Source organism: Bradyrhizobium sp. LLZ17 (assembly GCF_041200145.1).
GTDB lineage: Bacteria > Pseudomonadota > Alphaproteobacteria > Rhizobiales > Xanthobacteraceae > Bradyrhizobium.
The window spans coordinates 1,191,028-1,215,590 of the sequence record NZ_CP165734.1; the positions used below are offsets into that span (position 1 = coordinate 1,191,028).

Here is a 24,563-nt window from a genome sequence, read left to right on the forward strand (position 1 = left end):
CGCTTTCCACCTGACCTGATCCGGAGTTCTCATGATCCGTCGTCTCGCAATTCTTGCCACGATGTTTGCCGCGCTTCTTGCCACGTTCCCCGCGGGCGCTCAGACCCTGCCGGCCGGCCTCGACAAGGCCAACGCCATCGTCATCGACTCCACCAAAGGCCGCATCGTCATCAAGCTGAGGCCGGACCTTGCGCCCCAGCACGCCGAGCGCATCAAGCAGCTCGCGCGCGAGGGCTATTACAACAACGTGCCGTTCCACCGCGTCATGGACGGCTTCATGGCGCAGACCGGCGATGGTCAGAACTTCAACGGCACTGGCGGCTCGAAATATCCGAACCTGAAGCAGGAATTCTCCAAGGTGCATTTTGCGCGCGGCATCGTCGGCATGGCCCGGCGCGGCGACAGCGTCGACACCGCCAATTCGCAGTTCTTCATCATGTTCGCCGACGGCGGCAGCCTCGACAACCAGTACACCGTGATCGGCGAGGTCGTGCAGGGCATGGACGTCGTCGACAAGCTGAAGAAGGCGCCTCCCGGATCGAGCGGCGGCACCGTCACCGACCCCGACAAGATGGTGAAGGTGCAGGTCGCTTCCGACATCAAATAGGAGAGGCGATGGCGCGCTGCAGTGGCAAGCTCCTGCTCGTTGCCGCAGTGCTGCTGCTCGGCGTCCCTGGCGCTATCGCCGAGGACGCACAGGTCAACACCATCCAGGACATCTTCCGGCATCTGCGCACCTGCTGGAAGCCGCCGCCCGCCGCCAAGGCCCGCCCGATCGACATCACCGTCGTCGTGAGCTTTAACCGGGCTGGAAACATTCTGGGCCATCCGAGGATTACCTATGAATCCGCGGAGGCCTCCGACGATGACCGGCTGCAATACCGGGTCGCGGTGATGGAGGCATTGCAACGCTGCACGCCGATGCCATTTACCGATGCGATGGCTGGCGCCGCTGCGGGGCGTCCATTCGCGATCCAGTTTCGCAACCGCAAATCTTCACCTGACAGGACTTCACCCCCAACCCAAGAGAGACGAGCATGAGCGCCACCGAAAACACACTGATCCTCGAGACCACGCAGGGCCCCGTCACCATCGAGATGCGGCCTGATCTGGCGCCGGGCCACGTCGCGCGCATCAAGGAACTCGTGCGTGAAGGCTTCTACGACGGCATCGTGTTCCATCGCGTGATCGACGGCTTCATGGCGCAGACCGGCTGCCCGCAGGGCACCGGCACCGGGGGCTCAGGCAAGAAGCTGAAGGCCGAGTTCAACAAGGAGCCGCATGTGCGCGGCACCACCTCGATGGCGCGCGCTGCCAGCCCCGATTCCGGAGACAGCCAGTTCTTTATCGTGTTCGACGACGCCCGCTTCCTCGACAACCAGTACACGGTGTGGGGCAAGGTCACCGAGGGCATGGAGAACGTCGACAAGATCAAGCGCGGCGAGCCCGTGCAGAACCCCGACAAGATCGTCAAGGCGCGAATGGCGGCTGACGCGGAGTAGGCGTTTCTCCTCATGGTGAGGAGGCGCGTAGCGCCGTCTCGAACCATGGAGGCCAAGCTGCAGCAGCGGGGCCTTCATCCTTCGAGACGCGCGTCCCGCGCTCCTCAGGATGAGGAGTGACTGGCTGACGGAGGTCTTGCTTGACAACAAAGCAATTTGTGATCGCGCCTCAGGACATAAGACCGCTCGCCCCGGAAAAGGGTGCGTGCTTGGCCTCCGATCGGATTACGGTCGGTGGTCAGCGCGTCGGTTTCATGTATCGTGAGGCGCCCGACAATACCTCTGACAGCGGCTGGCGCTTCTTTTCGGGCGAGGAGAGCCAGGACTTCGCCGATGATCCGAATAATTTCGAGATCTACGATGTGAACACAATCGCCAATTACGATCCAGATATCATCCCGCTTCTGGGTCGCCTGCTTTCTCTGCCTTCGAACGCGAGCCTAAATCGTCTGCATTCGTTCGCACGGACTTTCCCGGCTGATGCGGGAAAGCCGCCAGAATCGCCTAATGGGCTGAAGACTATCCAACCTAGGTTCCATGCGCACCGACCTCTTCGATTTCGACCTGCCCGCCGAGCGCATCGCATTGCGCCCGGCGAGCCCGCGCGACTCCGCGAAGATGCTGGTTGTCGATCGCGGCACGTTGCGCGAGCAAATCATCGCCGACCTGCCGCAATGGCTGAAGCCGGGCGACCAGCTCGTCGTCAACGACACCAAGGTGATCGCGGCGCAATTGAAGGGCCGCCGCATCGGCCGCGACACCGAGCCGAAGATCGAAGCGACGCTGATCAAGCGGCTCGACGGTTCGCGCTGGCAGGCGCTGGCGAAGCCGGCGAAGAAGCTTGTCGCCGGCGACCGCATCCGCTTCGGCAATGAAGGCAAGGTCTGCCTGCTCGGCCATCTCGATGCCGAAGTCAGATCAAGGGGAGTGAGGGCGAGGTGACGCTGTCATTCTCGTTCCACGGTCCTGCGCTCGAGCAGGCCATCGCGGATCTCGGCAGCCCGCCGCTGCCACCCTATATCGCCTCGAAGCGCACGCCCGACGAGCAGGATCTCGCCGACTACCAGACCATGTTCGCGGCGAATGAAGGCGCGGTTGCGGCTCCGACCGCAGGCCTGCATTTTACGCCTGCGCTGGAGCAGTCCCTGCGCGATCGCGGCGTCGGGATCAATCGCGTCACGCTGCATGTGGGGGCAGGGACCTTTCTGCCGGTAAAGGTGGACGACACCGAAGGCCACAAGATGCACGCCGAGTGGGGCACGATCTCGGCCGCGACGGCGGAAACACTCAACGCGGCGCGAAAGAACGGCGGCCGCATCGTCGCGGTAGGCACCACGTCGCTGCGGCTGTTGGAAAGCGCCACCGCCGAGGATGGGACGATCCGGCCGTTTGCGGCTGACACCTCGATCTTCATCACGCCCGGCTATCGCTTCCGTGCCGTCGATATTCTGCTGACCAATTTCCACCTGCCGAAGTCGACGCTGTTCATGCTGGTGTCGGCGTTCTCCGGGCTCGAGGCGATGAAGCAGGCGTATGCGCATGCGATCGCGAATGGCTATCGGTTCTATTCGTACGGCGACGCGTGCTTGTTGTTTCGGGCCGCGCCGTAGGACCTCTTACCGTGCGTCAAGGCGCGAATATCCCTAGTGAACCGAGCATAGCGGCGTGCTTGACGCAGTCCTGCGGCGGAGCTGAATCCTAAAGTTTTAGCTATTCCTGCCGCGACCTGGAAACCATGCTGCCGGGCGACCGCCCGCCGGTTCATGCGTCCGAAAGCTATTCCTGCGCAAGTGGCCCCAAAAAGGGTGCGCCAATGCTCGGCTTCGTGTTCGGCCTCAATGCCCGTCTCGGGCGCTTGCATTTCTTCCTGGCCTCGGTCGCGCTTGCGATCGTGATGACCGCGATCTGCTTTGCGATCGCCATGGCCGTTCTGCGCACCATCTCGCCCAGCATGATCCGTCCGGAAGACCTGATGACGAATTGGTCCATCATCGCCGCGATCGTGTTCTTTGGAATGGCGACCTTCACACTACAATCGATGCGCATCCGCGACATTGGCTGGGATCCGGTCTGCGTGATCCCGGCCTGGTTTGCGCTCATGATCGTCGATCACGTCGTCGCAGGGCGGTTTCCGGCCTGGGCGATCGGACAAGAGCACCAGAGCACGATTCTCGGCGGGCTGGTTAATCTCGGGCTGATGCTGGCGCTCACGTTCTGGCCGAGCGGCGACAGCGAAGGCTCTTACAGCAGTCCCGGCCAACCGAGCCGGAGCGCAGCCAAGCCGTCGATGTCGAACGAACGCCTTGCCCGCGTATCGCAGGGCACGGTGCGTCCGACCTGGAGCTAACCTGCCCGGACCCTAGACGTAGGGCGGCTTGATGTTGCTGCGCTTCTCCAGCCATTCCGGCACCGGCAAATTCTTGGCGCGCATGAAGTCGGCGTTGAACAGCTTTGACTGGTAGCGGCTGCCGGAATCGCAGAGCACCGTGACGATCGTCTTGCCCGGTCCGAGCTGCTTCGCCAGGCGCATCGCTCCGGCGATGTTGATTCCAGTCGAGCCGCCGAGGCAGAGACCCTCGTGCTGGAGCAGCTCGTAAATCAGCGTCACGGCTTCTTCGTCGGGGATGACAAAGGCGTCGTCGACCTTGGCGCTCTCGACGATGGCGGTGACACGGCTGAGCCCGATGCCTTCGGTGATGGAGTCGCCGGGCGTCACCTTCGCCTCGCCATGGCGGAAATATTCGTACATGCCGAAACCGCGTGGATCGGCGCAGGCGATGCGAACGTCCTTGTTCTTTTCCTTCAGATAGCGGCTGACGCCGGCGAGCGTGCCGCCGCTGCCGACCGCGCAGACGAAGCCGTCGACCTTGCCGCTGGTCTGCTCCCAGATCTCGGGGCCGGTCGATTCGTAGTGCGCCTTGGCGTTGTCGAGGTTGTTCCACTGGTCCGCGAACAGCACACCGTTGGGCTCGCTCTTGCGGAGCTCGTCTGCAAGTCTGCGGCCGACATGCTGGTAGTTGTTGGGGTTGGCGAACGGCAACGCCGGGACCTCGATCAGTTCCGCGCCGCACAGCTTGAGAAAATCCTTCTTCTCCTGACTCTGCGTCTCCGGAATCACGATCAGCGTGCGGTAGCCGCGGGCGCTGGCGACGACGGCAAGCCCGATGCCGGTGTTGCCGGCGGTCGATTCCACCACGAGCCCGCCGGGCCGCAGCTCGCCACGCTTCTCCGCTTCCAGGATCATCCATTTGCCGGCGCGGTCCTTCACGGACTGGCCGGGATTCATGAACTCGGCCTTGCCGAGAATAGTGCAGCCGGTCAATTCCGAAGCGCGCTTCAGCTTGATGAGCGGGGTGTTGCCGATGGCTTCGACAACGTCGTTTCTGATGGTCATGTCAGGCAATTACCGGCTGGTTATCTCGTAGGCGTCGACCCTAAAGTAGGGTCGCCAGCCTTACAAGCGAGCCCTAGCGATCTGCCGCAAACTCTTATTGCTGCTTTGCGAAGATGACCTGCCGGACGTCGATATTCCCGGACGGAATCCGGCCGCGCAATAGGCGAGATAGTACTCCCACAGTCGCCGGAACCGGTCGTCAAAGCCGAGCGGGAGGAGAGCCAGCCAAGCGTTGCGGAAGTTATTTCGCCAGATGGCGAGTGTCTTGGCATAATCTTGCCCCAAGATGCGCTCGCGGATCACGGGGACACCGAACCGCTCGCCGAGCGATTTGAGCACAGCCGGCGAGCAGCACGCCGCCACGCAACTGCGCGAAATACCCGTGGCCAGAACGGCTCGCCGACCGCCTCGATCGGGGCGATCCGGTCATAGCGGTCGCCGCCGATATCGAGCAACGTTTGGCCCGGCTTCAGGTCGAGCGCCTCGGCAAGGCAGCGATGTTTGTTGGTCAGCGCAGCCGTGAGGTCGCGCATGCGTGGATGCCTCTGCCTCGTGCTGGACAAGCTACGGTGGTTGCGCGCAGGTTTCAGTGGTGTGCGGCTGTTCTTCGCTGGTCGCGCCGCCGGTGTGGCCAGAATATCACATGAAATCTTGGTAAGCTTGAACGCGCGCGGGCAGGCATACAAATTCAAAAAGCCCTGCAAGACAGTGACATTGTGTATTTTCATGGTCCAGGCATCGGCGCGTTTGGGCGTGTGCTTCGCGGATGCGGGACTGTCCCGCAGTTCCGTGCCCGGCTAGAATGGATCTCAGGCCCGCAGAAAGCATCGCCGCTGTGAACGAGTTGCCCAAAGTCCCCCGACTGTCCCGCTGCAGATCGGTTAATCCGGCCGTGCGGTGGCGGTACGGTCTGCCCGGCAGGGGGCAGATGTGACACAGCGGTTTCCGGCGGTTGGCAGACGGCGATGCCGTGGTTCTGCGTCCCAGCCGCTGCGCTGGCTCGCGGCGGTGTGCCTGGCGGCAAGCTCGGGGGGCTGCGTGCTCACGCAGGATCTTCCCGATCCCGCGCTCGACGTTCCCACGCAATACAAATACGCCGGCAAGCCGGATGCGCCGCCGCCGCTGGACTGGTGGCGCGGATTCCGATCCACGGAGCTGACGCAACTGATGGAAGAGGCGCAAACCGTCAACCTCGACATCGCCGCCGCCGTCTCGCGCATCGTGGAGGCAGACGCCCAGGCGCGGCAGGCGGGCGCGGCCCTGCTGCCGAGCCTTTCCGGTACCGGGCAGGAGACTTATTCGCGCACCTCCGGCTCCTCCGCCTCGGGGCTCACCAACGGCGGCCGTGAGGTCGTCAACTACCAGGCTTCGCTGAGCGCAAGCTATCAGCTCGACTTCTGGGGGCAGAACCGGGACGCGCTGCAGACGGCTGAAGAGACAGCCCATGCCAACCGCTTCGATCGCGACGTCGTCGCGCTGACGACCCTGGCAGGCGTCGCCAATGCCTATTTCCAGGTGCTGGCCTCGCAGGATCGTATCCGGACCTCACAGCGCAACATTGCGAGCGCGCAGCGCATCCTCGACGCCGTCAGGGAACGGCGCAAGGCGGGCACCGGTACCGATCTCGACGTTGCCCAGCAGGAGAGCGTGCTCGCCAACCAGAAGGCCCTGGTGCCGCCGCTGCGCCAGACGCTCGACCAGAACGTCAATGCGCTCGCCGTGCTGGTGTCGCGCCCGCCGGAGAGCGTGCGCGTGCTCGGCGGCTCGCTCGACCGGATCGCGATCCCGCGGGTCACGCCCGGCCTGCCGTCGGAGCTTCTGACACAGCGGCCGGACATCCGTCGGCAGGAGGCGCAGCTCGCTTCCGCCACGGCGAATGTCGGCAACGCACGCGCGCAGTTCTTTCCGACCATCCAGCTGACCGGCAATGGCGGCTATCAGAGCTCGGCGCTTGTCGCGCTGTTCCAGCCGCATGCGGCGTTCTTCCAGCTCGTCGGCAGCGCGACGCAGCCGATCTTCGACGGCGGCAGGATTCTCGGCAATTTCGAATATGCCAAGGCGCGGCAAGACGAATTGCTCCAGACCTACCGCAAGACCATCGTCCAGGCCTTCAGCGACGTCGACAATGCGCTATTCTCGATCAAGCAGACCACGATCAAGCTGCAGTTGCAGCGCGATGTGGTCGCGGCGTCGCGGCGCGCTTTCGATCTCGCCGAGCAGCAATTGCGCGCTGGGACGGCCGACATCGTGACCGTGCTCAACACCCAACTCACCCTATTCCAGGCCGAAGACACGCTGTCGCAGGCGCAACTCGCACGGCTTCTGGCCGTCGTCAGCCTGTATCAGGCGCTCGGCGGCGGCTGGGAGCCGCGAATGGAGAAACCGGTCAATGCTCTTTAAGCCGGATATGAAGGATGATGCGAAGCAGCCGACCGCGAAAAAAATCGCGGCGCGGCGGCTTCGTCATGACCCTGGTGACGCTCGCGATCCTCGGCGGCCTGCTCTATCTCGGCTGGACTGTCTGGCATCAGCAGCCGCAGCAGGCGAACGGCCGCAACCAGCGCCCGGATCTGCCTGTGCCGGTGCTGGCGGCCACGCCCCGCGTTCAGGACGTGCCGGTGTATCTCGACGGCGTCGGCGCGATCCGCGCGCTCAACACCGTGACCGTGCGCTCGCAGGTCGACGGCAAGCTGATTGCAGTAAATTTCACCGAAGGCCAGGACGTCAAGAAGGGCGACGTGCTCGGCGAGATCGATCCCGCGCTGTACCAGGCGACGTATGATCAGGCCGTGGCCAAGAAGGCGCAGGACCAGGCGCAGCTCGCCAACCAGCGCATCGACCTCACGCGTTACGAGCAGCTCGCTGCCACCAATGCCGGCTCCAAGCAGCAGGCCGACACCCAGCGCGCCGCGGTCGCGCAGACCGAGGCGCTGGTCAAGGCCGACCAGGCTTCGATCGACAATGCGGCGGCGACGCTGAGCTACACCAAGATCGTGGCGCCGATCTCGGGCCGCGCAGGCCTGCGCCAGGTCGACCAGGGCAACATCATCCACGCCTCCGACAGCACCGGGCTGGTCGTCATCACGCAATTGCAGCCGATCGCTGTGTGGTTCAGCCTGCCGCAGCAGCAGATCATGCGGGTCAATGCCGCGGCCGCCAAGAGCGCGCTCGCCGTCGACGTGTTCGGCAATGACGGCCTCACCGTGATCGACACCGGCAAGCTCACCGGCATCGACAACCAGGTCGACCAGACCACCGGCACGCTCAGGCTCAAGGCGGAATTCCCCAACGCCAATTATCAGCTCTGGCCCGGCCAGTTCGTCAATGTGCGCCTCAAGGTCGAGACGCTGACGCAGGCGCTGGTGGTGCCGACCTCAGCGGTGCAGCGCGGCCCGATCGGCACCTTCAGCTATGTCATCGGCGAGGGCGACGTCGTCTCGGCCAAGCCTGTGACGGTGACGCAGCAGAACGAGCACGACGCCGTCATTGCGAGCGGCCTGTCGCCGAACGATCGCGTGGTGACGACCGGCTTTGCCAATTTGTCCGACGGCTCCAAGGTCGTTGTCGGCCGCGACGAGCAGACGCCGTCGGCCGATCTCGCCCCGCGCAAGCGCACGCGCGCGCCGCAGGGTGACGGGAAGGGCGGTCAGGCCAAGGATGGTCAGAAGGATGGTCAGAAGGACGGTCAAGGCAAGGACGGCGAATTCCGTGCCAAGCGAAAGAGCAGCGAAGGCGACCAGAAGGGCCAGACCGGACCGGCACCGGGACCGGGCGCAAGTCCGGGGCCATCGGGAAGTGGAGCCAAGCAGCCATGAACCCGACAACAGCCGCTTGAGCGGCAGGCGCATCCCATGGGTGTCTCAGAACCCTTCATCCGCCGGCCCATCGCGACCTCACTGCTCGGCATCGCGCTGCTGATCGGCGGGCTGCTCGGCTATTTCGCGCTGCCGGTGTCGGCGCTGCCACAGGTCGACTTCCCGACCGTGCAGGTGACGACGCAGCTGCCGGGCGCGAGCCCCGACGTGATCGCATCGCTGATCACCGCGCCGCTGGAGCGGCAGCTCGGGCAAATCCCATCGTTGTCGGCGATGAACTCGACGAGCTCGTTTGGCGTCAGCCAGATATCGCTCCAGTTCGATCTCAATCGCGATATCGATGGCGCGACCCAGGACGTGCAAGCCGCGATCAACGCCGCGGCCGGCGTGCTGCCCAAGACGCTGCCTTATCCGCCGACCTACGCCAAGGTGAACCCGGCCGATGCGCCGGTGATGACGCTGGCATTGCGCTCGGACACGATCTCGCTGCGGGCGATGAGCGACATCGCCGATACGCTGCTGGCGCAGCGGCTGAGCCAGATTTCCGGCGTCGGGCGCGTTTCAGTGCTCGGCGGGCTGAAGCCGGCTGTGCGCATCCAGGCGGATCTGGCACGGCTTGCCGCCTATGGCATTGCCATGGAGGATCTGCGCGCCGCCATCGCTAACGCCAACGTCTCCGGGCCAAAGGGCTCGCTCGATGGCGCGCAGCAATCCTACATCATCGCGGCCAACGACCAGATCGCCGCGGCCGACGCCTATCGTCCTATCATCATCGCCTATCGCAACGGTTCGCCGGTCACGATCGGCGACGTTGCTCAGATCGTCGACGGGCTTGAGAACGACCGCACCGGCGGCTGGTACCAGGGCAGCCCTGCGGTCATCATCGACATCCAGCGCCAGCCCGGCGCTAATGTGATCAACGTCGTCAGCCAGATCCGGGCCGAAATCCCGAAAGTCCAACGCGCGATTCCGGCCGGCGTCAACCTGACGATCGTCTCCGACCGCACCGTCACCATTCGCGCTTCGGTCCATGACGTGCAGTTCACGCTGATCCTTAGCGTCGTGCTGGTGACGCTGGTGGTGCTGCTGTTCCTGCGCTCGTTGCGGGCCACGCTGATCGCGGGTGTGGCGCTGCCGCTGTCGCTGATCACCAGCTTCGGCATCATGTATTTTGCCGGATTCAGCCTCGACAACCTCTCGCTGATGGCGCTCACGATCGGCACCGGCTTCGTGGTCGACGATGCCATCGTGATGATCGAGAACATCGTGCGCCACATGGAGAATGGCGACAGCGCGATGCAGGCTTCGCTCAAGGGCGCCAGTGAAATCGGCTTCACCGTGATCTCGCTGACGGTGTCGCTGATCGCGGTGTTCATCCCGTTGCTGTTCATGTCGGGCCTTGTCGGGCGCATGTTCCGCGAATTCGCGCTGACGCTGACCATCGCGGTCGTGACCTCCGCCGTGGTTTCGCTGACGCTGACGCCGATGATGTGCTCGCGCCTGCTCAAGCACGCCCATGAGGAGCTCGCGGTGCCCGGGCTGGCCGCCATCAGCGGCTTCATCGACCGTACCGTCGAATTCTATCACCGGACGCTGCTCTGGGTGCTGGAGCGCCAGCGCGCCACGCTGGTCGTGACCTTCGCCACGCTGGCTGCGACCCTCGCCCTCTACATCGTCGCGCCAAAGGCTTCCTGCCGCTGCAGGACACGGCCTCGATCACCGCGGTGACGGAGGCGGGGCCCGATGTGTCCTTCGCGGAGATGCAGAAGCGACAGGCCGATGCCGCCGACGCCATCAAGGCCGACCCCGACGTGACCGGCGTGGTGTCCGTGATCGGCGCGGGCTCGGTCAACCCGACCACCAATGTCGGGCGCCTCGTGATGACGCTGAAACCGCGCGGCGAACGGCGCGACGATGTCAGCGCGGTCATCACCCTGCTGAAGCAGAAGGTGGCCGGCATCCCCGGCATGACCGTCTATTTTCAGCCAGTGCAGGACGTGCAGATCTCGACCCAGTCGAGCCGCTCGCAATATCAGTACACGCTGACCGGAACCGACGCGACATTGGTCTCGGAATGGGCGCGGAAGCTCGTCGACGAGATGCGGCGCGACCCACTGTTCCGCGACGCGTCCTCCGAGGCCCAGGAAGGCGGATTGCGGGCGCAACTCGAGGTCGACCGCACGCGCGCCGGCCAGCTCGGTGTCAGCCTCCAGGGCATCACCGACACGCTGAACGATGCGTTTGCGCAGCGCCAGATCTCGACCATCTACGGCCAGGCCAACCAGTACCGCGTGGTGCTGGAGGCGCTGCCGATGTACCAGCGCGATCCCTCGATCCTGTCAAAGCTCTATCTGCCGGGTGGCGCCAGCGCTACCGCCGGCGCGCCCAACGCTCAGGTGCCGCTCGACGCGGTGGCGACGTTGAAGCGCACCACGGCGCCGCTGGCGATCTCGCACCAGGCGCAATTTCCTGCGATCTCGCTCAGCTTCAATATCGCGCCAGGCGCCGCGCTCGGCGATGCCGTCCAGGCAGTGAAGACGATCGAAACCCGCATCGGCATGCCCAACAGCATCGTCGGCGTCTATGCCGGCGACGCCGCCGAATTCGCCAAGGCGCTTGCGGGCCAGCCCTGGCTGCTTCTCGCCGCCGTGATCACGATCTACATCGTGCTGGGCGTGCTCTACGAGAGCTACATCCACCCGATCACGATCCTGTCGACGCTGCCCTCGGCCGGTGTCGGCGCGATCCTGGCGTTGATGCTGTGCGGACAGGACCTCTCGGTGATCGGCCTGATCGGCATTATCCTGTTGATGGGCATCGTCAAGAAGAACGCGATCATGATGATCGACTTCGCGCTCGAGGCCGAGCGCGGGCAGGGCATGCCGGCGCACGAGGCGATCGTGCAGGCCTGCCTGTTGCGCTTCCGCCCGATCATGATGACGACCCTGGCGGCGCTGTTCGGCGCCCTGCCGCTGGCGATCGAGAGCGGCACCGGTGCCGAGCTGCGCTTCCCGCTCGGCATCTCCATCATCGGCGGATTGCTGCTGAGTCAGTTGCTGACGCTCTACACCACGCCCGTGATCTATCTGGCGCTCGACCGCATCAACCGCCGGCTCGAGCAAGCGTTGCCGCCGCCGGTGCCTGATGCACCGCCCACGGCAGGCGCCACCGAGGGGATGCAGTGATGGCATCGATCTCGGAGCCGTTCATCCGCCGGCCGGTCGCGACCACGTTGCTGTCGATCGGGTTGTTCCTGCTGGGGGGCGTCGCCTACGAGTTCCTCCCGGTTGCCTCGGTGCCGAACGTCGACTTTCCCGCCATCTTCGTCTCGGCGAGCCGGCCCGGCGCCGATCCGTCGGTGATGGCCGCGACTGTCGCCGCGCCGCTGGAACGGCGGCTCGGCGAGATCGCCGGCATCAACCAGATCACCTCGACGAGCTCGCTTGGCGTCGCCAACATCCAGCTCCAGTTCGATATCGGGCGCAACATCGACAAGGCCGCCCGCGACGTGCAGGCCGCCATCAATGCAGCCCTGGTCGACCTGCCGAGCGACCTGCCGGCGCTGCCGCGCTTCCGCAAGGCCAATACCGCCGGCGCGCCGGTCTTCGTGCTGGCGCTGACCTCGAAGACGCTGTCGGCGAGCGCGATCTACGACGTCGCCGATACCGTGCTGGCACAGCGCATCTCGCAGGTGCCGGGGGTTGGCGACGTGACGGTGAGCGGCGCGGACCAGCCGGCGGTGCGGATCCAGCTCAATCCCGTGGCGCTGTCGAATGCCGGGATCGCCACCGACGATGTGCGGACCGCGATCATCAACGCCAATCCGCTCGGCCCCGTCGGCATCTTCAACGGCGAGCGCCAGAGCGAGACGCTGTCGCTCAACCGGCAGATGCGCACGGCGAAAGAGTTTCGCGATATCGTCATCAAGAGCTCGAATGGCAACTTCGTGCGGCTGTCCGATGTCGCCGATATCGAGGACTCCGTCCGCAACGCGCGCTCGATTGCCTGGTTCAACAAGCAGCCGGCGGTGCTGATCCAGATCACCAAGCAGGGCGATGCCAACGTCATCGACACCGTCGACCGGGTCAAGGCCCTGATCCCCGATCTGAAGCAATGGATTCCGGCCGGCGTCGACGTCTCCACCCTGGTCGACCGCACCAGCACGATCCGCGCCAGCGTGATGGACATGCAGTGGACGCTGCTGGCGACCGCCATCCTGGTGATGGTCGTGGTGTTCGTGTTCCTGCGCCGCCTGACCCCGACGATCGCGGCCGGCATCTCGGTGCCGCTGGCGCTGGCCGGAACCTGCGCCGGGATGTGGGTCGCCGGCTACTCGGTTGACAATCTGTCCTTGATGGCGCTGGCGATCTCGGTCGGTTTCGTGGTCGACGACGCCATCGTCATGATCGAGAACATGTTTCGCAATCTCGAGCATGGCATGGCGCCGTTTCAGGCGGCGCTGGAGGGGGCCAAGCAGATCGGCTTCACCGTGGTCTCGATAAGCCTGTCGCTGGTCGCGGCGTTCACGCCGCTGATCTTCATGGACGGTATCGTCGGCCGCCTGCTGCGCGAATTCTCGCTGACGCTGACCTTTGCGATCGTCGTCTCGACGCTGGTGTCGCTCACGGTGACGCCGATGATCTGCGCCCATTACGTCCGGCAGACCACGTCCGGATCCGCAACCCTGTTCGATCGCGTCATTGAAGGCTCGCTGTCGCGCATCGTCGCCTTCTACACCCGTACCTTGCGCACCGTGCTGGAATTTCCGCTGCTGACGCTGCTGGTGTTCTTCGCCACTATCGGCCTCACCGTGGTGCTCTACATCAAGGTCCCCAAGGGCTATTTCCCCACCGATGATTCCGGCTTCGTGATCGGCGCGACGCGGGCCTCGGCCGACATCTCGTTCCAGTCGATGCTGAGCCTGCAGCAGCGGCTTGCCGATATCGTGATGCAGGACCCCGCCGTGGCCGGCATCGGCTCCACAGTCGGTGGTGGAGGCGGGCCGGGCGGTGCCACCTCGAATCGCGGCACCATGTTCATCAGCCTGAAGCCGCCGGAGCAGCGCGATCACGTCTCGACCCAGGTCGTGATCGACCGTCTCAGGCGCGCTTTGTTTCCCGTTCCCGGCATCCGGCTTTTCATGTTTGCCGCCCAGGACGTCCGCGCCGGCGGACGACAGAGCGATTCCGACTACCAGTACACGCTGTCCAGCACCGATCTCGGCCTGTTGCAACAATGGGCGCCGATCGTGGCCAAGCGCATGGAAACGGTCGAGGGCATCACCGACATCTCGAGCGACCGCGATCCCGGCGGGCTTCAGCTCACTTTGAACATCGATCGGCAGAAGGCAGCAGCGCTCGGCGTCCGCGTCCAGGACATCGACAATGCGCTGAACAACGCCTTCTCGCAGCGGCAGATCGGGATCATCTACACCCAGCGCAATCAGTACATGACGGTGCTGGAGATCGACCCGAAATTCCAGGTCGATCCCTCCAATCTCGACCGCATCTATGTCGCCGGCGCCAAGGACGTGCAGGTGCCGCTGTCGGCCGTCGTGCATGCGACGCGCGGGCTCGCCGCGCTCGCGGTCTATCATTCGCAGTCGGTCCCCTCGACCACGGTGTCGTTCAACCTGTTGCCGGACGTGCCGCTCCAGGCCGCGACGCAGAACATCCAGCGCGCAGTCGAGGAGTTGCACATGCCGGAGGGAATCCGCGGCAGTTTTGAGGGCAATGCCGGCGATTTCGCCAAGACCAGCGGTCGTCAGCCGCTACTCATCCTCGGCGCGCTGGTGGCGATGTATATCGTGCTCGGCGTGCTCTATGAGAGCCTCGCGCATCCGCTCACGATCATCTCGACGCTGCCTTCGGCGGGTCTCGGCGCGCTGCTGGCTTTGCAGATCACGAATACGCCGCTGACCGTGATCGCCTTTATCGGCATCATCCTATTGATCGGCATCGTCAAGAAGAACGGCATCATGATGGTCGATTTCGCGCTCGACGCCGAGCGCCAGCGCGGCCTGTCCTCGGCGGAGGCGATCTTCGAGGCCTGCCAGGCGCGTTTCCGCCCGATCCTGATGACGACGATGGCGGCGCTGTTTGCCGGCATTCCGCTGGTCGTCGCGACCGGGCCGGGCACGGAGTTGCGGCGCCCGCTCGGCATCACCATCATCGGCGGCCTGTTCGTCTCGCAGATCCTGACGCTCTACACGACGCCGGTGATTTATCTGCTGATCGACCGCCTGCGGCGTCGTTCCGAGCCCCGCGCGGTACCTGCGCCAGCGGAATAGGCGGGTTGTTGAAGCGCGACGCGGAGCGTATAGCGGCGGTCATGTCCAGCCCAGCACCGACCGCAGCGCCCGAACCGATCCCCGAATGTCCGCACTGCCAGAAGCCGATGCCGCTGTGCATCTGCGACAGTGTCACGCCGATCGAGAACCGGCTTGGCCTCCTGATCCTCCAGCATCCGCAGGAGCAGGACAGGGCGCTCGGCACCGCGCGGCTGACCGCGAAGCATTTTGCCAAAGCGACGCTGCGGGTGGGTCTGTCCTGGCCGAGCCTGTCCAAGGCGCTCGGACATCCGGTCGAAAATGCCGCGCGCTGGGCCGTGCTCTATCTCGGCTCGGCACGCGCGGCCGATCTCGACGCCGAGGGCGAGATCGTGGCGCTGACCCGCAAAGGTGGGATTGCAGAGAACCAGCGCGCCATCCTGGGCAAGCTCGAAGGCGTGGTGCTGCTCGACGGCACCTGGAGCCAGGCCAAGGCATTGTGGTGGCGCAATCCCTGGATGCTGAAATGCCAGCGCGTGATCCTGAATCCGGCGCATCCCTCGCGCTACGGGCGCCTGCGCCGCGAGCCGCGGAAGGACGGGCTGTCCACCATCGAGGCCGCCGGTATGATCCTGGCCGGGCTGGAGCGGCGCCCCGACATCGCTGAAACCTTGAATGCCAGTTTCGAGCGGCTGTTGACACGCTACCGCGAGGTTCAGGCCGAGATGCCGGAATTGGCGCCCAAGCCGCCGGTGAAGGACCGCCGGCGCGGTGTCCGGCGAGCCAAACGAGCCTAGCTCCGGCTCATCTCGTTCATGCGGTTGATTGCCCCGCGCGGAGATCGCCGAGCCGGCACGACCGAGGAAATCCTCAGCCGATACCTCACTGGCGAGCCGAGGGCATAGCCTGCCCGGGGTTGCCTAAACCCCTGATCCCCTATATTGCTCCGCCCTCGTTGGGGCCACGTGGCGGAGTGGTTACGCGCCGGTCTGCAAAACCGTTTACTCGGGTTCGAGTCCCGACGTGGCCTCCATCACAAGCCTCTGATGCACATCATAAATTCGATGACGGCGTGGGTTCCGCCGAGCACGTCAGCGCTGCTTGGCCGCGCGCGGTCACCGGGTTTGCCCGGGGCCCGTTGGAAACCCCCGATTCAGGTCGCCTGGCATAGAGTTCGCATGGGCCGGTGATGCAGCCCCACCCATCGAGCGCTGGAGAGCATGTGAGCGACGTCGTCCGATTTATCCCGAAGTCTGAGCTGGAGCGGGCTCGCCTCATTCGCGAGGCCCGTGCGATCTACGACAGCATTTTCCCGCCCGCCGCACCCGACCGGGCGCCGCAGGACGGCGAGGAGAGCGTCAAGGCTTGATCGGCGGGGGCGGGTGCGCGATGCACACGTCCGTGCGTTGAGTCTGGCCACGCGGGCTCAGCAGGACGCGCACCAGCTGTCCGGAAAGGGCAGGAGGGGCCAGGCGCCCTCGTTGTCGTTCGCCGCCTTGAGCGTCGCGTCAAAACTCCACGAACGGGGCACGAATTTCTCCTCCGGCGCGAACGTCAATTCGTCATGGACCATGGCGTTGCGGACGGTATCCAGCAGCAAGTTGAATTCGGCTTCGCTCATCGCACCCTCCGGATCTCGGATGACGCAATGTCGCAAAGCCAGTTTGTTTCCTGATTGCGCGGATCGTTTGCATTTTAACGATCCGGCGATCGGGTCCCATATGGTTAGTGATTTCTGAAAATCCCCAGTGGAACCCTAGGTGTCTCGGACGCGCTGCCAGTGTGAAAGAGATCACATTCTTCGCTGTTTATTCCTCCTACCGCTTGCACACACCGGCCAACCGGGGCCGGGCAGACAGGCAGACAGGAGACTGGTCATGAAGGCGAGGTTCTTGCGGTTTGCGGGAGTGAGGAGCCGAGCACGTCGGGCTTCGACCCTCGGGCTGTTCCTGACGCTGTTCGCCTCCGCCGCCCATGCGCAGCAGGGCACCCCGGAGCAGCGCCGGGCCTGCACCCCCGATGTCTACCGGCTCTGTGCCGGCGAGATCCCCAACGTCCGCGCCATCACCGCGTGCCTGCGGCGCAACCGGTCCAGTCTGAGCGACGCCTGCCGCTCCGTGTTCGACCAAGCCGGCGGCTGAGCGGCCGCTGTGGATTTGTGCGCAGCAAGTAGCTCGTGAAACCTTGCAAATCTGCTGCAACCAGCCTGTGAATATGCTGCGGATAAGCTGTTGAGAAGAGTATCAGCCGAGCATATTCACCCCTCATTCGGCAATGACCACGTTGAGAATCGCCCGCCTTGAACGTGCGACCGGCGGAACGCGACTAACCGACAGAGTGCATAAGGATCAGTGGAACGTGATCGAAGTTTCCCTTCTTAAAGCACCAAAATGGTGCTTTAGTGCTTTCGATGAGCCCGTCGCCCAAAAGCGCTCCGTCCGCGCTGCGTTACCGGCTTGCCCCTGATGCGGCCGCCAAGGCTGCGATGGAGGCGACGTTCCAGGCCTATGACCGCATGATGGAGATCCTCGACGAGGTCGCGCGCAGCCATAACGTCGGCTCCAACGTCGTCCTGCTGCATGCCTATGCCTATGAGCCGATCCGCAAACAAACCGCGCTGCCGTCACGGCTGGTGACGCTGGGCTTGCGCGATCGTGCCGACTATCGCGCGGCGGCCGGCCGCCGGCTGCCGCTCGACGACAAGCTCGCCAAGATCAAGGGCCCCGCCACCATTTCGATTGCGACCGTGCAAGGGCGCTTCAGCGTGCCGTTCGACTATGCCGGCTACGCCGACGGCTGGGGGCAAAGCGCGCCCGCGCACCTGATCCGCACCGACGAGGGTTTCGAGATTCACTACGGCGTCACGCCGAACAGCCTGCCAGAGGAGGAGAACGCCATGGATACCATCGCTGCCGCTCCCGAAAACTTCCTGTCCCGAGTCGGACGCCTGATCGCCGGGATCGCCTATGATGCGATCGAGCAGGCGGAGGGCAAGAACAAGCTCGGCGTGGTCGGACAGGCCATCCGCGAGATCGAGCGTGCCGAGGCCGAGGCACGCGACGCGCTCGCGGCTGCGCGCGCCGAAGAATACCGGCTCAACGCCAGGCGCACCGAAATCGAGCGCGAGATGACGGATCTCGCACCGAAGATCGAAGCTGCGATCGCCGATAGCCGCGACGATCTCGCGCGCGCCGGCATCGCGCGGCAGATGGACCTGGAGGCGCAGTTCGAGGTGCTTTCGCGCGCCATCGACGAGAACAACGAGAAGATCGAGCAATGCATCACCTCGCTGCGCGCCGTGCTCTCGGCGCTGCAGGACGCCGAGCAGCGCCGGGCCGATCTCGCAAAGAGCGAGGCGGCCGCGAGCCATCAGGCATCCGGGTCGCCCCGGAAACCGGGCGGCGCTTCGGCTGCGGCGAAGGCGCTGCGTGCCGGCAGGGCGGTGGCCCGCGCCACCGGCGTTCCGGCAACAATCCCGTTTTCAAGCGACATCGACGAGCTCAGCACGTTGCATCGCGACAAGGAGATTGCAGCGCGGCTGGCGCGATTGAAGTCGCGCTCCTGAGTCATGTGTCATGAGCACATTGCTCGAACACGTCATGGCGCCGGAGGTCAGGCCGTTCGCAATCGCGGCGGCGATGATCGTCATCGTCGGCTCCGTCGAGGTGGTCTCGATGCTGGTCGGGGCCTCGTTGAGCGAGATGCTCGGCACCAGCATCGATTTCGGTCACCCCAGCGACAACGGAATCATCAACGCCATTTCCTGGATCAATGTCGGTGGCGTGCCGCTGCTGATCTTCCTATTGCTGCTGCTCGGCGCCTTCTCGATCACCGGCTTCCTGATCCAGGACGTCGCGCGGATGGTCGCCGGTCCGTTGCCGGCAAGCATCGCCTCGGTCGGGGCGGTCGTCGTCTCGGTTCCGCTGGTCCGCGTCGCCAGCGGCGCCATCGCACGGGTCATTCCCAAGGATGAGAGTTACGCCGTCAGTCTCGGCGACCTCGTGGGTCGTGTCGGCGAGGTCGTCATCGGCCCGCTCGACCAGGGCCCGCCGGGCCGGGTCAGCGTCGCCGACGTCCACGGCAACAGGCACTTCGTCTGGGCGGTCGCAGCGCCCGCCTCCGGCCCATTGCCGCAGGGAACCCTGGTCCTGCTCGTCGATCGCGCCGGCACCCTCTTCGTGGCGGTCAAGGCCGGCGATGAACTCAAACCATCGAACCCTTCTCTAACAAGCCGATTCTAAGTCGCCAGCAAATCATTATCGGAGAAAATCATGTTCGACATCGCAGTCCCGGCCATGATCGGCGTCGCGCTGATCCTCGTTCTGGGCATCGTCTTCACCGTCCTCTACAAACGCGCCACGCGCGACGAGGCCTTTGTGCGCACCGGCCTCGGCGGCAAAAAGGTGGTGCTCGACGGCGGCGCCATGATCCTGCCGATCTTCCATTCCTATGCCAGCGTCAACCTGAAGACGCTGCGGCTCACCGTCGAGCGCAAGGAGCGGGAATCCCTGATCACCAAGGACCGCCTCCGCGTTGACATCGTCGCCGAGTTCTACGTGCGCGTCCGTCCCGATGATGAGAGCATTGCGCTCGCGAGCCAGACGCTGGGTGCGCTGACGAACGACGCCGAAGCCCTGCGCAACCAGGTCGAGGCAAAATTCGTCGATGGCCTGCGCTCGGTGGCGGCCACCATGACCATTCTGGAACTTCAGGAAAAGCGCAGCGATTTCGTCAAGCATGTGCAGGCGACCGTGGAGTCCGACGTGAAATCTAACGGTCTCGAGCTTGAATCGGTGTCCCTGACCAAGCTCGACCAGACGGATGTGAAGTTCTTCAATCCCGAGAACTTCTTCGACGCCGAAGGCCTCACCCAGCTGAAAACCGTCACCGAGACCCGCCGGCGCGACCGCAACTCGATCGTGCGCGACAATGAGGTGGCGATTGCGCAGAAAGACCTCGAAGCACGGCAGCAGACCCTGACCATCGAGCGCACCAAGAAAGAGGCCGAGCTCTCGCAGGAGCGCGACATCGCCAACAAGACCGCGAGCACCCGCGCCGAAGTCGCGACCGCGACGCAGACCGCCCGTCTCACCGAGGAGAACGCCCGCATCGACACCGATCGCGCGGTCGCCGAGAAGGAGGCTGGGGCCAAGCAAGTCAAGGAAACCGCCGTCATCGAATCGGATCTGGCGATCAACAAGCGCAAGACCGACGCGCAGCGCGAGATCCAGATCGCGACCCAGGAGAACGAGATCCAGATCGCCTCCAAGAGCAAGCAGACCTCGGAAGCCGTCGCGCAAGCCAAGACGGCGGAAGCGGTTGCCGTCTCCGCGGAAGAAAAGGTCGTGACCGCTCGTGCCGTCGAGGTCGCCGACCGTGCCCGTCTCACCCAGGTGCTCGCGGCGAGGACCGAGGCCGAGCGCAAGTCGACCGAGGTGATCGTCGCGGCCGAAGCCGAGAAGAAGGCGGCGCTCGATCGGGCCGAGGCCACCAAGACGCTCGCGACCGCGGAAGCGGAGTCCAACAAGATCAAGGCAGTCGGCGTCAGGAACATCGGCGAGGCCGAGGCTGCCATCATCACGCTCAAGAACGAGGCCCAGAACAAGCTCGGTCCCAACGTGATCGATTTCGAGCTCGCCAAGAAGCGGATCGAGACCATGCCCTTGGCGCTGGCCGAGATGGTCAAGCCGATCGGCAACCTCAAGGACGTCCGCATCCTGCACACCGGCAGCGCGTTCGGCGGTGGAGGGCCCGGCGCCGGCAATGTCGGGTTTGGTGAAGGACTCGCCGGCGAACTCCTCAAGGTGCACGCGCTGCGTCCGATGATCGACGAGATCCTGCGCCAGGGCGGGTTTGCCCCCGGCGACGATCCCGTGAAGGCGCTGGTTGGCGCCGTCACCGGCAAAGCCAACGGCGCCGTCGTAACGCCCCCGGTCGTGCCAGCTCCGGAGAAAACAAACGGCGCCGACTTATTATGAGTGCTCGTTCGTTGCAGCCGTGAATGGAATCGCCAGGAAACAAGACGCGCGCGTCTCGCGTCGCGCACGTCTTCGGAGTGCTGGTCTATTGGGTGTTGAACCTTTCGATCGCAACCCGGACGAATGTTTCAGGCAACATCATTAGTTGCCGCGGCGCCTGTGCCGATCGACCTCGGGCGTCGAAGCCGTTTTCAATCGGGGAAATTCATATGAAATATTTTCTGTCTGCAATGATCGCCATCGGTTTTTCGATGGCCGCCGCGCCGTCCTTTGCCGCCGATGCCCGCAACGTCTCGGTCGTCAACGAGACCGGCTATGCCATCAAATTTCTCGGCTTCAACGGGCCGGACGACGGCATGGACGAGTGGGACAATGAACTGGACAAGGTGCTCCAGAACCAGGCGACCACCTATGTCGAATTCGACGATGATGATGAGGGATGTGTCTGGAACGTCCGTGTCGACTGGCAGAATTACAATGAATCGGTGCTGTGGAAGAACGTCAACCTCTGCAAGTTCAACGTGCTGAGGCTGCGTTACGACTCCGGCACCAAGACCACGTCCTTCATCGCCGAGTAATCTTGCCTTCGGCGGCCGGGAGGAGGGGCCGCACAGGCCCTTCCTCGATGCGCTGCGTAAGATGACGAATTCGTCCTTTGCAAGCGCAAGCGGCTTTGTTATACGCAGCCGCGCGCGAACGACTGGTTCGCCTTTTCCTCGGTAGCTCAGCGGTAGAGCATCCGACTGTTAATCGGATGGTCGCTGGTTCGAATCCAGCCCGGGGAGCCAAATTTCACCGCATATTCAGCGACTTATCTCGAGATTCTGATCTGGCGCGTGATCTCGTTGCGGCAGAGTCTCAATTGAATGTGTGCGGTATCAGAGAGCATGCCGCTGCTGGGACGCCAAATCGACTCAATTCAAATCGAGCTTCCAAGGGCCGGGCCTTTACGGAGCTGATTCCCATGCGAGACATCCAGGTCGACCGTTCCCAGCGGGCCCCTTCGTTTCTGCCGGCCGACATTCCCGAACTCAGCGACGATGAGTGCCTGGCGCGGCTCGCGCGAGCGGTTGAGACACCCGAATCGGCGCGGCTGGACGAGGTCGCTGCGTTGATCGGCCGCCTTGCGGTCGCGATCGAATAGGCCGGCTCGCTTCCGCTGCCGTAAACCGAGCGTTCTGCAGGCGACCCGGCCAACGGACGTGTTGCGTTTTCGCGGAGCCTGCTCCAAAGATGCCGCAACTTTCGTTCGCGGCGTCGGCCGCATTGCAGGATCCGCAAATGTCCGGTTTCGCGACCGCGCGCCAGAAAATGGTCGATGGCCAGGTGCGCACCTCTGATGTCACCGATCGTCGCATCCTTGATGCCATGCTGATGGTTCCGCGCGAGGCGTTCGTTCCGGCGAGCAGGCAGGCTTTGGCCTATCTCGATCTCGATCTCGACGTGAGCGAAGGGGCCGCCAAGCGGTACCTCATCAAGCCGGCGCTGACGGGGAAGCTGCTCCAGGCCGCGGAGATCGGCGAGAGCGACAACGTGCTGGTGGTCGGCTGCGCCACCGGCTACCTCGCGGCGCTGACCGCGAAGCTTGCGCGTCAGGTCACTGCGACGGAATGCGAATCGGCTCTGGCCGTGAAGGCCAAGGACGCCTGTGCCGCGATCGGGCTCACCAACGTGACCTGCAAGGCCGCCGCCTGCGCGGATGGGGACGCGGCTGCCGCTCCCTATGATGTGATCATCCTCAACGGCGCCACTGAGGTGATGCCGGACGGGTTGTTCGGCCAGCTCAGGGAGGGCGGTCGCCTGGTGGGGGTCTCTGCCGAATCCAGGCCGTCGCGGGCCATGGTCGTGACCCGTTCCCACGGCGAATTCGGTTATCGGCCGCTGTTCGATGCCGCCGCCCCGGTGCTTCCCGGCCTCGAACGGGCCGCCGCCTTCGTCTTCTGACGGCCCAAAGCCTGTAAAATCCCGTTCTGAATCATTAGTGTGGCCGGGATGCTGCACGTGAAGAGTTTCCGCTGGGAACTACCGCCAGGTGGTTCCGTCGCGCTTAACCGCGTCCTATGTTGCTGCGGGGTAACGACTCCACTCGGATACGGTAACCAGGCTCGCGGGCACGAGCCTGACGTGAGAATGAACGGAATTTCAGGGATGCATGGGGTGAAGCTCTTCACCGGAGTTGCGGTTTCGGTCCTGCTGACGGCGCTTGCCGGGCCGGCGCCTGCCTTGGCGGACACGATCGAGGCTGCGCTGGTGCGCGCCTACCAAAACAATCCGCAGCTCAACGCACAGCGCGCCCAAGCGCGCTCGACCGACGAGAACGTGCCTCAGGCCTTGTCGGGCTATCGCCCCAAGGTCAATCTGAGCCTCGCCACCGGGTATCAGTATCAGGACATCCAACAGGTGCAGAAGGGCCCGACGATCCATACCGACCCGCCCCTTCAGCCCAACAGCGCCAGCCTGACCGTCAACCAGACGCTCTACAACGGCAATCAGACCGCCAACAGGACGCGTGCGGCGGAGAGCCAGGTCTCGGGGTCGCGCGAGGCGTTGCGTGTGCTCGAGCAGACAGTCCTGCTGCAGGCCGCCACGACCTACATGGACTACCTGCGCGATTCGGCAACTCTCGAGGTTCAGCGCAGCAACGTGCGCGTGCTCGAACAGACGCTCAAGCAAACGCGGGATCGGTTCAATGTGGGCGAGGTCACGCGCACCGACGTCGCACAATCCGAAGCGCAGCTCGCTGCCGGCAGGACGCAAGCGCTCACCGCCGAATCAGAATCTGACGACGACGCGCGCGAACTTCCGCAGGATCATCGGCAACGAGCCGGGGAACCTTGCCCCGGGCTCGCCGGTCGATCGCTTCCTGCCAGGCTCGATCGCCTCCGCGGTCAGTCTGAGCCTGGTGGAGAACCCGAACGTCACCGCTGCGATGTACGGCATCGACGTCAACTATCTCCAGGTCAAGATCAACGAAGGCGCGCTGCTGCCGACGGTCTCGCTCCAGGCTGCCGTCACTACGTCCTATCAGCAGACGCTGACGGTCTTCAGAACGAACACGGCTTCGGCCATCGCGACGGCCTCCGTGCCGATCTACCAGGGCGGTGCAGAATATTCGCTCATCCGCCAATCGAAGAGAATCTGGCGCAGCAGCGCCTGAACCTTGAGACCACCCGCGACCAGACCCGCGCCAACGTCGTCCAGGCCTGGGGTCAATTGGAAGCCGGCAAGGCGCAGGTGCAGTCCGCGCAGGCGCAGGTCACGGCGTCGAGATCGCGCTCAACGGCGTCCGCGAAGAGGCCAAGGCCGGACAGCGCACCACCCTCGACGTCCTCAATGCCCAGCAGGCGCTGGTCAACGCGCGCGTTGCCCTCGTCACCGCGCAGCACGATCGTGTGGTTGCATCCTATTCCGTGCTCAGTGCAGTCGGCCGTCTCGCACCGCAGGTGCTCGGTCTTTCGACCACGGTCTACGATCCCAGCGTGCATTACCAGCAGGTCCGCGACAGCTGGGCCGGTGTGCGCACGCCGGACGGACGCTGATTGCCATAGTTGTCCGGTCGACCTCGCAAACAGTCGAGGTCGATCGGCGCTTTGCTTGCAATCGTCA

The 24,563-nt window shown here is 64.4% G+C and carries 17 protein-coding genes, 2 tRNA genes and 6 pseudogenes; 22 read left to right on the top strand and 3 right to left on the bottom strand.

What is annotated here, in order from left to right; genetic code table 11:
- Nucleotides 1–31 precede the first annotated feature (31 nt).
- From AB8Z38_RS05920 to AB8Z38_RS05945, 6 genes and pseudogenes are all read left to right on the top strand, one after another.
- Complete coding sequence (locus AB8Z38_RS05920; RefSeq protein WP_369723521.1) at nucleotides 32–607, top strand: peptidylprolyl isomerase; 576 nt, start codon at nucleotides 32–34, stop codon at nucleotides 605–607.
- An 8-nt stretch (nucleotides 608–615) separates the two neighbouring features.
- Nucleotides 616–1,041, top strand: a complete 426-nt coding sequence (locus tag AB8Z38_RS05925) for a hypothetical protein (protein ID WP_369723522.1) — start codon at nucleotides 616–618, stop codon at nucleotides 1,039–1,041.
- Nucleotides 1,038–1,502, top strand: coding sequence for a peptidylprolyl isomerase (locus tag AB8Z38_RS05930; RefSeq protein ID WP_007590736.1), 465 nt, complete (start codon nucleotides 1,038–1,040; stop codon nucleotides 1,500–1,502). The genes AB8Z38_RS05925 and AB8Z38_RS05930 overlap by 4 nt, the downstream gene beginning before the upstream one ends.
- Before the next feature lie 254 nt (nucleotides 1,503–1,756).
- Nucleotides 1,757–1,852 (top strand): annotated as a pseudogene (locus tag AB8Z38_RS05935) (DUF2185 domain-containing protein); the annotation flags it as partial.
- Between the two features lie 187 nt (nucleotides 1,853–2,039).
- Nucleotides 2,040–3,112, top strand: a pseudogene (gene queA / locus AB8Z38_RS05940) (tRNA preQ1(34) S-adenosylmethionine ribosyltransferase-isomerase QueA).
- A gap of 203 nt (nucleotides 3,113–3,315) precedes the next feature.
- Complete coding sequence (locus tag AB8Z38_RS05945; protein WP_369723523.1) at nucleotides 3,316–3,849, top strand: hypothetical protein; 534 nt, start codon at nucleotides 3,316–3,318, stop codon at nucleotides 3,847–3,849.
- 12 nt (nucleotides 3,850–3,861) lie between these two features.
- Here AB8Z38_RS05945 and AB8Z38_RS05950 read toward each other — a convergent pair whose 3' ends face one another.
- The gene (locus AB8Z38_RS05950; RefSeq protein WP_369723524.1) at nucleotides 3,862–4,896 is read right to left on the bottom strand and encodes a cysteine synthase A; all 1,035 of its coding nucleotides are present in this window, start codon (nucleotides 4,894–4,896) and stop codon (nucleotides 3,862–3,864) included.
- Between the two features lie 94 nt (nucleotides 4,897–4,990).
- Nucleotides 4,991–5,423 (bottom strand): annotated as a pseudogene (locus AB8Z38_RS05955) (class I SAM-dependent methyltransferase); the annotation flags it as partial.
- A gap of 403 nt (nucleotides 5,424–5,826) precedes the next feature.
- Between AB8Z38_RS05955 and AB8Z38_RS05960 the strand changes: the two are divergent.
- The 7 genes and pseudogenes from AB8Z38_RS05960 to AB8Z38_RS05990 all read left to right on the top strand — a co-directional run bounded on the left by AB8Z38_RS05960 (nucleotide 5,827) and on the right by AB8Z38_RS05990 (nucleotide 16,348).
- Nucleotides 5,827–7,296 carry an efflux transporter outer membrane subunit gene (locus AB8Z38_RS05960; protein ID WP_369723525.1) on the top strand — a complete coding sequence of 490 codons (1,470 nt, stop codon included), beginning with the start codon at nucleotides 5,827–5,829 and terminating at the stop codon, nucleotides 7,294–7,296.
- A pseudogene (locus AB8Z38_RS05965) lies at nucleotides 7,286–8,711 on the top strand (efflux RND transporter periplasmic adaptor subunit). The gene AB8Z38_RS05960 and the pseudogene AB8Z38_RS05965 overlap by 11 nt, the downstream one beginning before the upstream one ends.
- Before the next feature lie 36 nt (nucleotides 8,712–8,747).
- Nucleotides 8,748–11,896 (top strand): annotated as a pseudogene (locus tag AB8Z38_RS05970) (efflux RND transporter permease subunit).
- The gene (locus tag AB8Z38_RS05975; RefSeq protein ID WP_369723526.1) at nucleotides 11,896–15,000 is read left to right on the top strand and encodes an efflux RND transporter permease subunit; all 3,105 of its coding nucleotides are present in this window, start codon (nucleotides 11,896–11,898) and stop codon (nucleotides 14,998–15,000) included. The pseudogene AB8Z38_RS05970 and the gene AB8Z38_RS05975 overlap by 1 nt, the downstream one beginning before the upstream one ends.
- 41 nt (nucleotides 15,001–15,041) lie before the next feature.
- A complete protein-coding gene (locus tag AB8Z38_RS05980; protein WP_369723527.1) occupies nucleotides 15,042–15,776 on the top strand; it encodes a tRNA-uridine aminocarboxypropyltransferase in 735 nt (244 codons plus the stop codon).
- 162 nt (nucleotides 15,777–15,938) lie between these two features.
- Nucleotides 15,939–16,012 (top strand) — tRNA-Cys (locus AB8Z38_RS05985).
- A 189-nt stretch (nucleotides 16,013–16,201) separates the two neighbouring features.
- Entirely contained in the window at nucleotides 16,202–16,348 is a 147-nt protein-coding gene (locus AB8Z38_RS05990; protein ID WP_369723528.1) for a hypothetical protein, read from the top strand.
- A gap of 57 nt (nucleotides 16,349–16,405) precedes the next feature.
- Here AB8Z38_RS05990 and AB8Z38_RS05995 read toward each other — a convergent pair whose 3' ends face one another.
- Nucleotides 16,406–16,600 (bottom strand): hypothetical protein, encoded by a 195-nt coding sequence (locus AB8Z38_RS05995; protein ID WP_369723529.1) that lies wholly within the window; start codon nucleotides 16,598–16,600, stop codon nucleotides 16,406–16,408.
- 256 nt (nucleotides 16,601–16,856) lie between these two features.
- On the opposite strand from AB8Z38_RS05995, the gene AB8Z38_RS06000 reads away from it, so the two are divergent.
- From AB8Z38_RS06000 to AB8Z38_RS06040, 9 genes and pseudogenes are all read left to right on the top strand, one after another.
- The gene (locus AB8Z38_RS06000) at nucleotides 16,857–17,120 is read left to right on the top strand and encodes a hypothetical protein (protein ID WP_369723530.1); all 264 of its coding nucleotides are present in this window, start codon (nucleotides 16,857–16,859) and stop codon (nucleotides 17,118–17,120) included.
- Between the two features lie 260 nt (nucleotides 17,121–17,380).
- A complete protein-coding gene (locus AB8Z38_RS06005) occupies nucleotides 17,381–18,544 on the top strand; it encodes a PspA/IM30 family protein (protein WP_369723531.1) in 1,164 nt (387 codons plus the stop codon).
- 10 nt (nucleotides 18,545–18,554) lie between these two features.
- Nucleotides 18,555–19,220 carry an OB-fold-containig protein gene (locus tag AB8Z38_RS06010; RefSeq protein ID WP_369723532.1) on the top strand — a complete coding sequence of 222 codons (666 nt, stop codon included), beginning with the start codon at nucleotides 18,555–18,557 and terminating at the stop codon, nucleotides 19,218–19,220.
- A 30-nt stretch (nucleotides 19,221–19,250) separates the two neighbouring features.
- Nucleotides 19,251–20,957, top strand: coding sequence for a flotillin family protein (locus tag AB8Z38_RS06015; RefSeq protein WP_369723533.1), 1,707 nt, complete (start codon nucleotides 19,251–19,253; stop codon nucleotides 20,955–20,957).
- 209 nt (nucleotides 20,958–21,166) lie between these two features.
- Nucleotides 21,167–21,535, top strand: a complete 369-nt coding sequence (locus AB8Z38_RS06020; RefSeq protein WP_369723534.1) for a hypothetical protein — start codon at nucleotides 21,167–21,169, stop codon at nucleotides 21,533–21,535.
- 135 nt (nucleotides 21,536–21,670) lie between these two features.
- A tRNA-Asn gene (locus tag AB8Z38_RS06025) sits at nucleotides 21,671–21,745 on the top strand.
- A 176-nt stretch (nucleotides 21,746–21,921) separates the two neighbouring features.
- On the top strand, nucleotides 21,922–22,101 hold the full coding sequence (locus tag AB8Z38_RS06030; protein WP_369723535.1) for a hypothetical protein: 180 nt from the start codon (nucleotides 21,922–21,924) through the stop codon (nucleotides 22,099–22,101).
- A gap of 137 nt (nucleotides 22,102–22,238) precedes the next feature.
- Nucleotides 22,239–22,901 (top strand): protein-L-isoaspartate O-methyltransferase, encoded by a 663-nt coding sequence (locus AB8Z38_RS06035; protein WP_369723536.1) that lies wholly within the window; start codon nucleotides 22,239–22,241, stop codon nucleotides 22,899–22,901.
- Nucleotides 22,902–23,105: 204 nt separating this feature from the next.
- Nucleotides 23,106–24,496 (top strand): annotated as a pseudogene (locus tag AB8Z38_RS06040) (TolC family outer membrane protein).
- Nucleotides 24,497–24,563 lie beyond the last annotated feature (67 nt).

What these genes read in the sequence shown, in the direction of transcription:
- AB8Z38_RS05920 (WP_369723521.1), top strand. Translation starts at nt 32, where the DNA reads ATGATCCGTCGTCTCGCAATTCTTGCCACGATGTTTGCCGCGCTTCTT.
- AB8Z38_RS05925 (WP_369723522.1), top strand. Translation starts at nt 616, where the DNA reads ATGGCGCGCTGCAGTGGCAAGCTCCTGCTCGTTGCCGCAGTGCTGCTG.
- AB8Z38_RS05930 (WP_007590736.1), top strand. Translation starts at nt 1,038, where the DNA reads ATGAGCGCCACCGAAAACACACTGATCCTCGAGACCACGCAGGGCCCC.
- AB8Z38_RS05945 (WP_369723523.1), top strand. Translation starts at nt 3,316, where the DNA reads ATGCTCGGCTTCGTGTTCGGCCTCAATGCCCGTCTCGGGCGCTTGCAT.
- AB8Z38_RS05950 (WP_369723524.1), bottom strand. Translation starts at nt 4,896, where the DNA reads ATGACCATCAGAAACGACGTTGTCGAAGCCATCGGCAACACCCCGCTC.
- AB8Z38_RS05975 (WP_369723526.1), top strand. Translation starts at nt 11,896, where the DNA reads ATGGCATCGATCTCGGAGCCGTTCATCCGCCGGCCGGTCGCGACCACG.
- AB8Z38_RS05980 (WP_369723527.1), top strand. Translation starts at nt 15,042, where the DNA reads ATGTCCAGCCCAGCACCGACCGCAGCGCCCGAACCGATCCCCGAATGT.
- AB8Z38_RS05995 (WP_369723529.1), bottom strand. Translation starts at nt 16,600, where the DNA reads ATGAGCGAAGCCGAATTCAACTTGCTGCTGGATACCGTCCGCAACGCC.
- AB8Z38_RS06000 (WP_369723530.1), top strand. Translation starts at nt 16,857, where the DNA reads ATGAAGGCGAGGTTCTTGCGGTTTGCGGGAGTGAGGAGCCGAGCACGT.
- AB8Z38_RS06010 (WP_369723532.1), top strand. Translation starts at nt 18,555, where the DNA reads ATGAGCACATTGCTCGAACACGTCATGGCGCCGGAGGTCAGGCCGTTC.
- AB8Z38_RS06015 (WP_369723533.1), top strand. Translation starts at nt 19,251, where the DNA reads ATGTTCGACATCGCAGTCCCGGCCATGATCGGCGTCGCGCTGATCCTC.
- AB8Z38_RS06020 (WP_369723534.1), top strand. Translation starts at nt 21,167, where the DNA reads ATGAAATATTTTCTGTCTGCAATGATCGCCATCGGTTTTTCGATGGCC.
- AB8Z38_RS06030 (WP_369723535.1), top strand. Translation starts at nt 21,922, where the DNA reads ATGCGAGACATCCAGGTCGACCGTTCCCAGCGGGCCCCTTCGTTTCTG.
- AB8Z38_RS06035 (WP_369723536.1), top strand. Translation starts at nt 22,239, where the DNA reads ATGTCCGGTTTCGCGACCGCGCGCCAGAAAATGGTCGATGGCCAGGTG.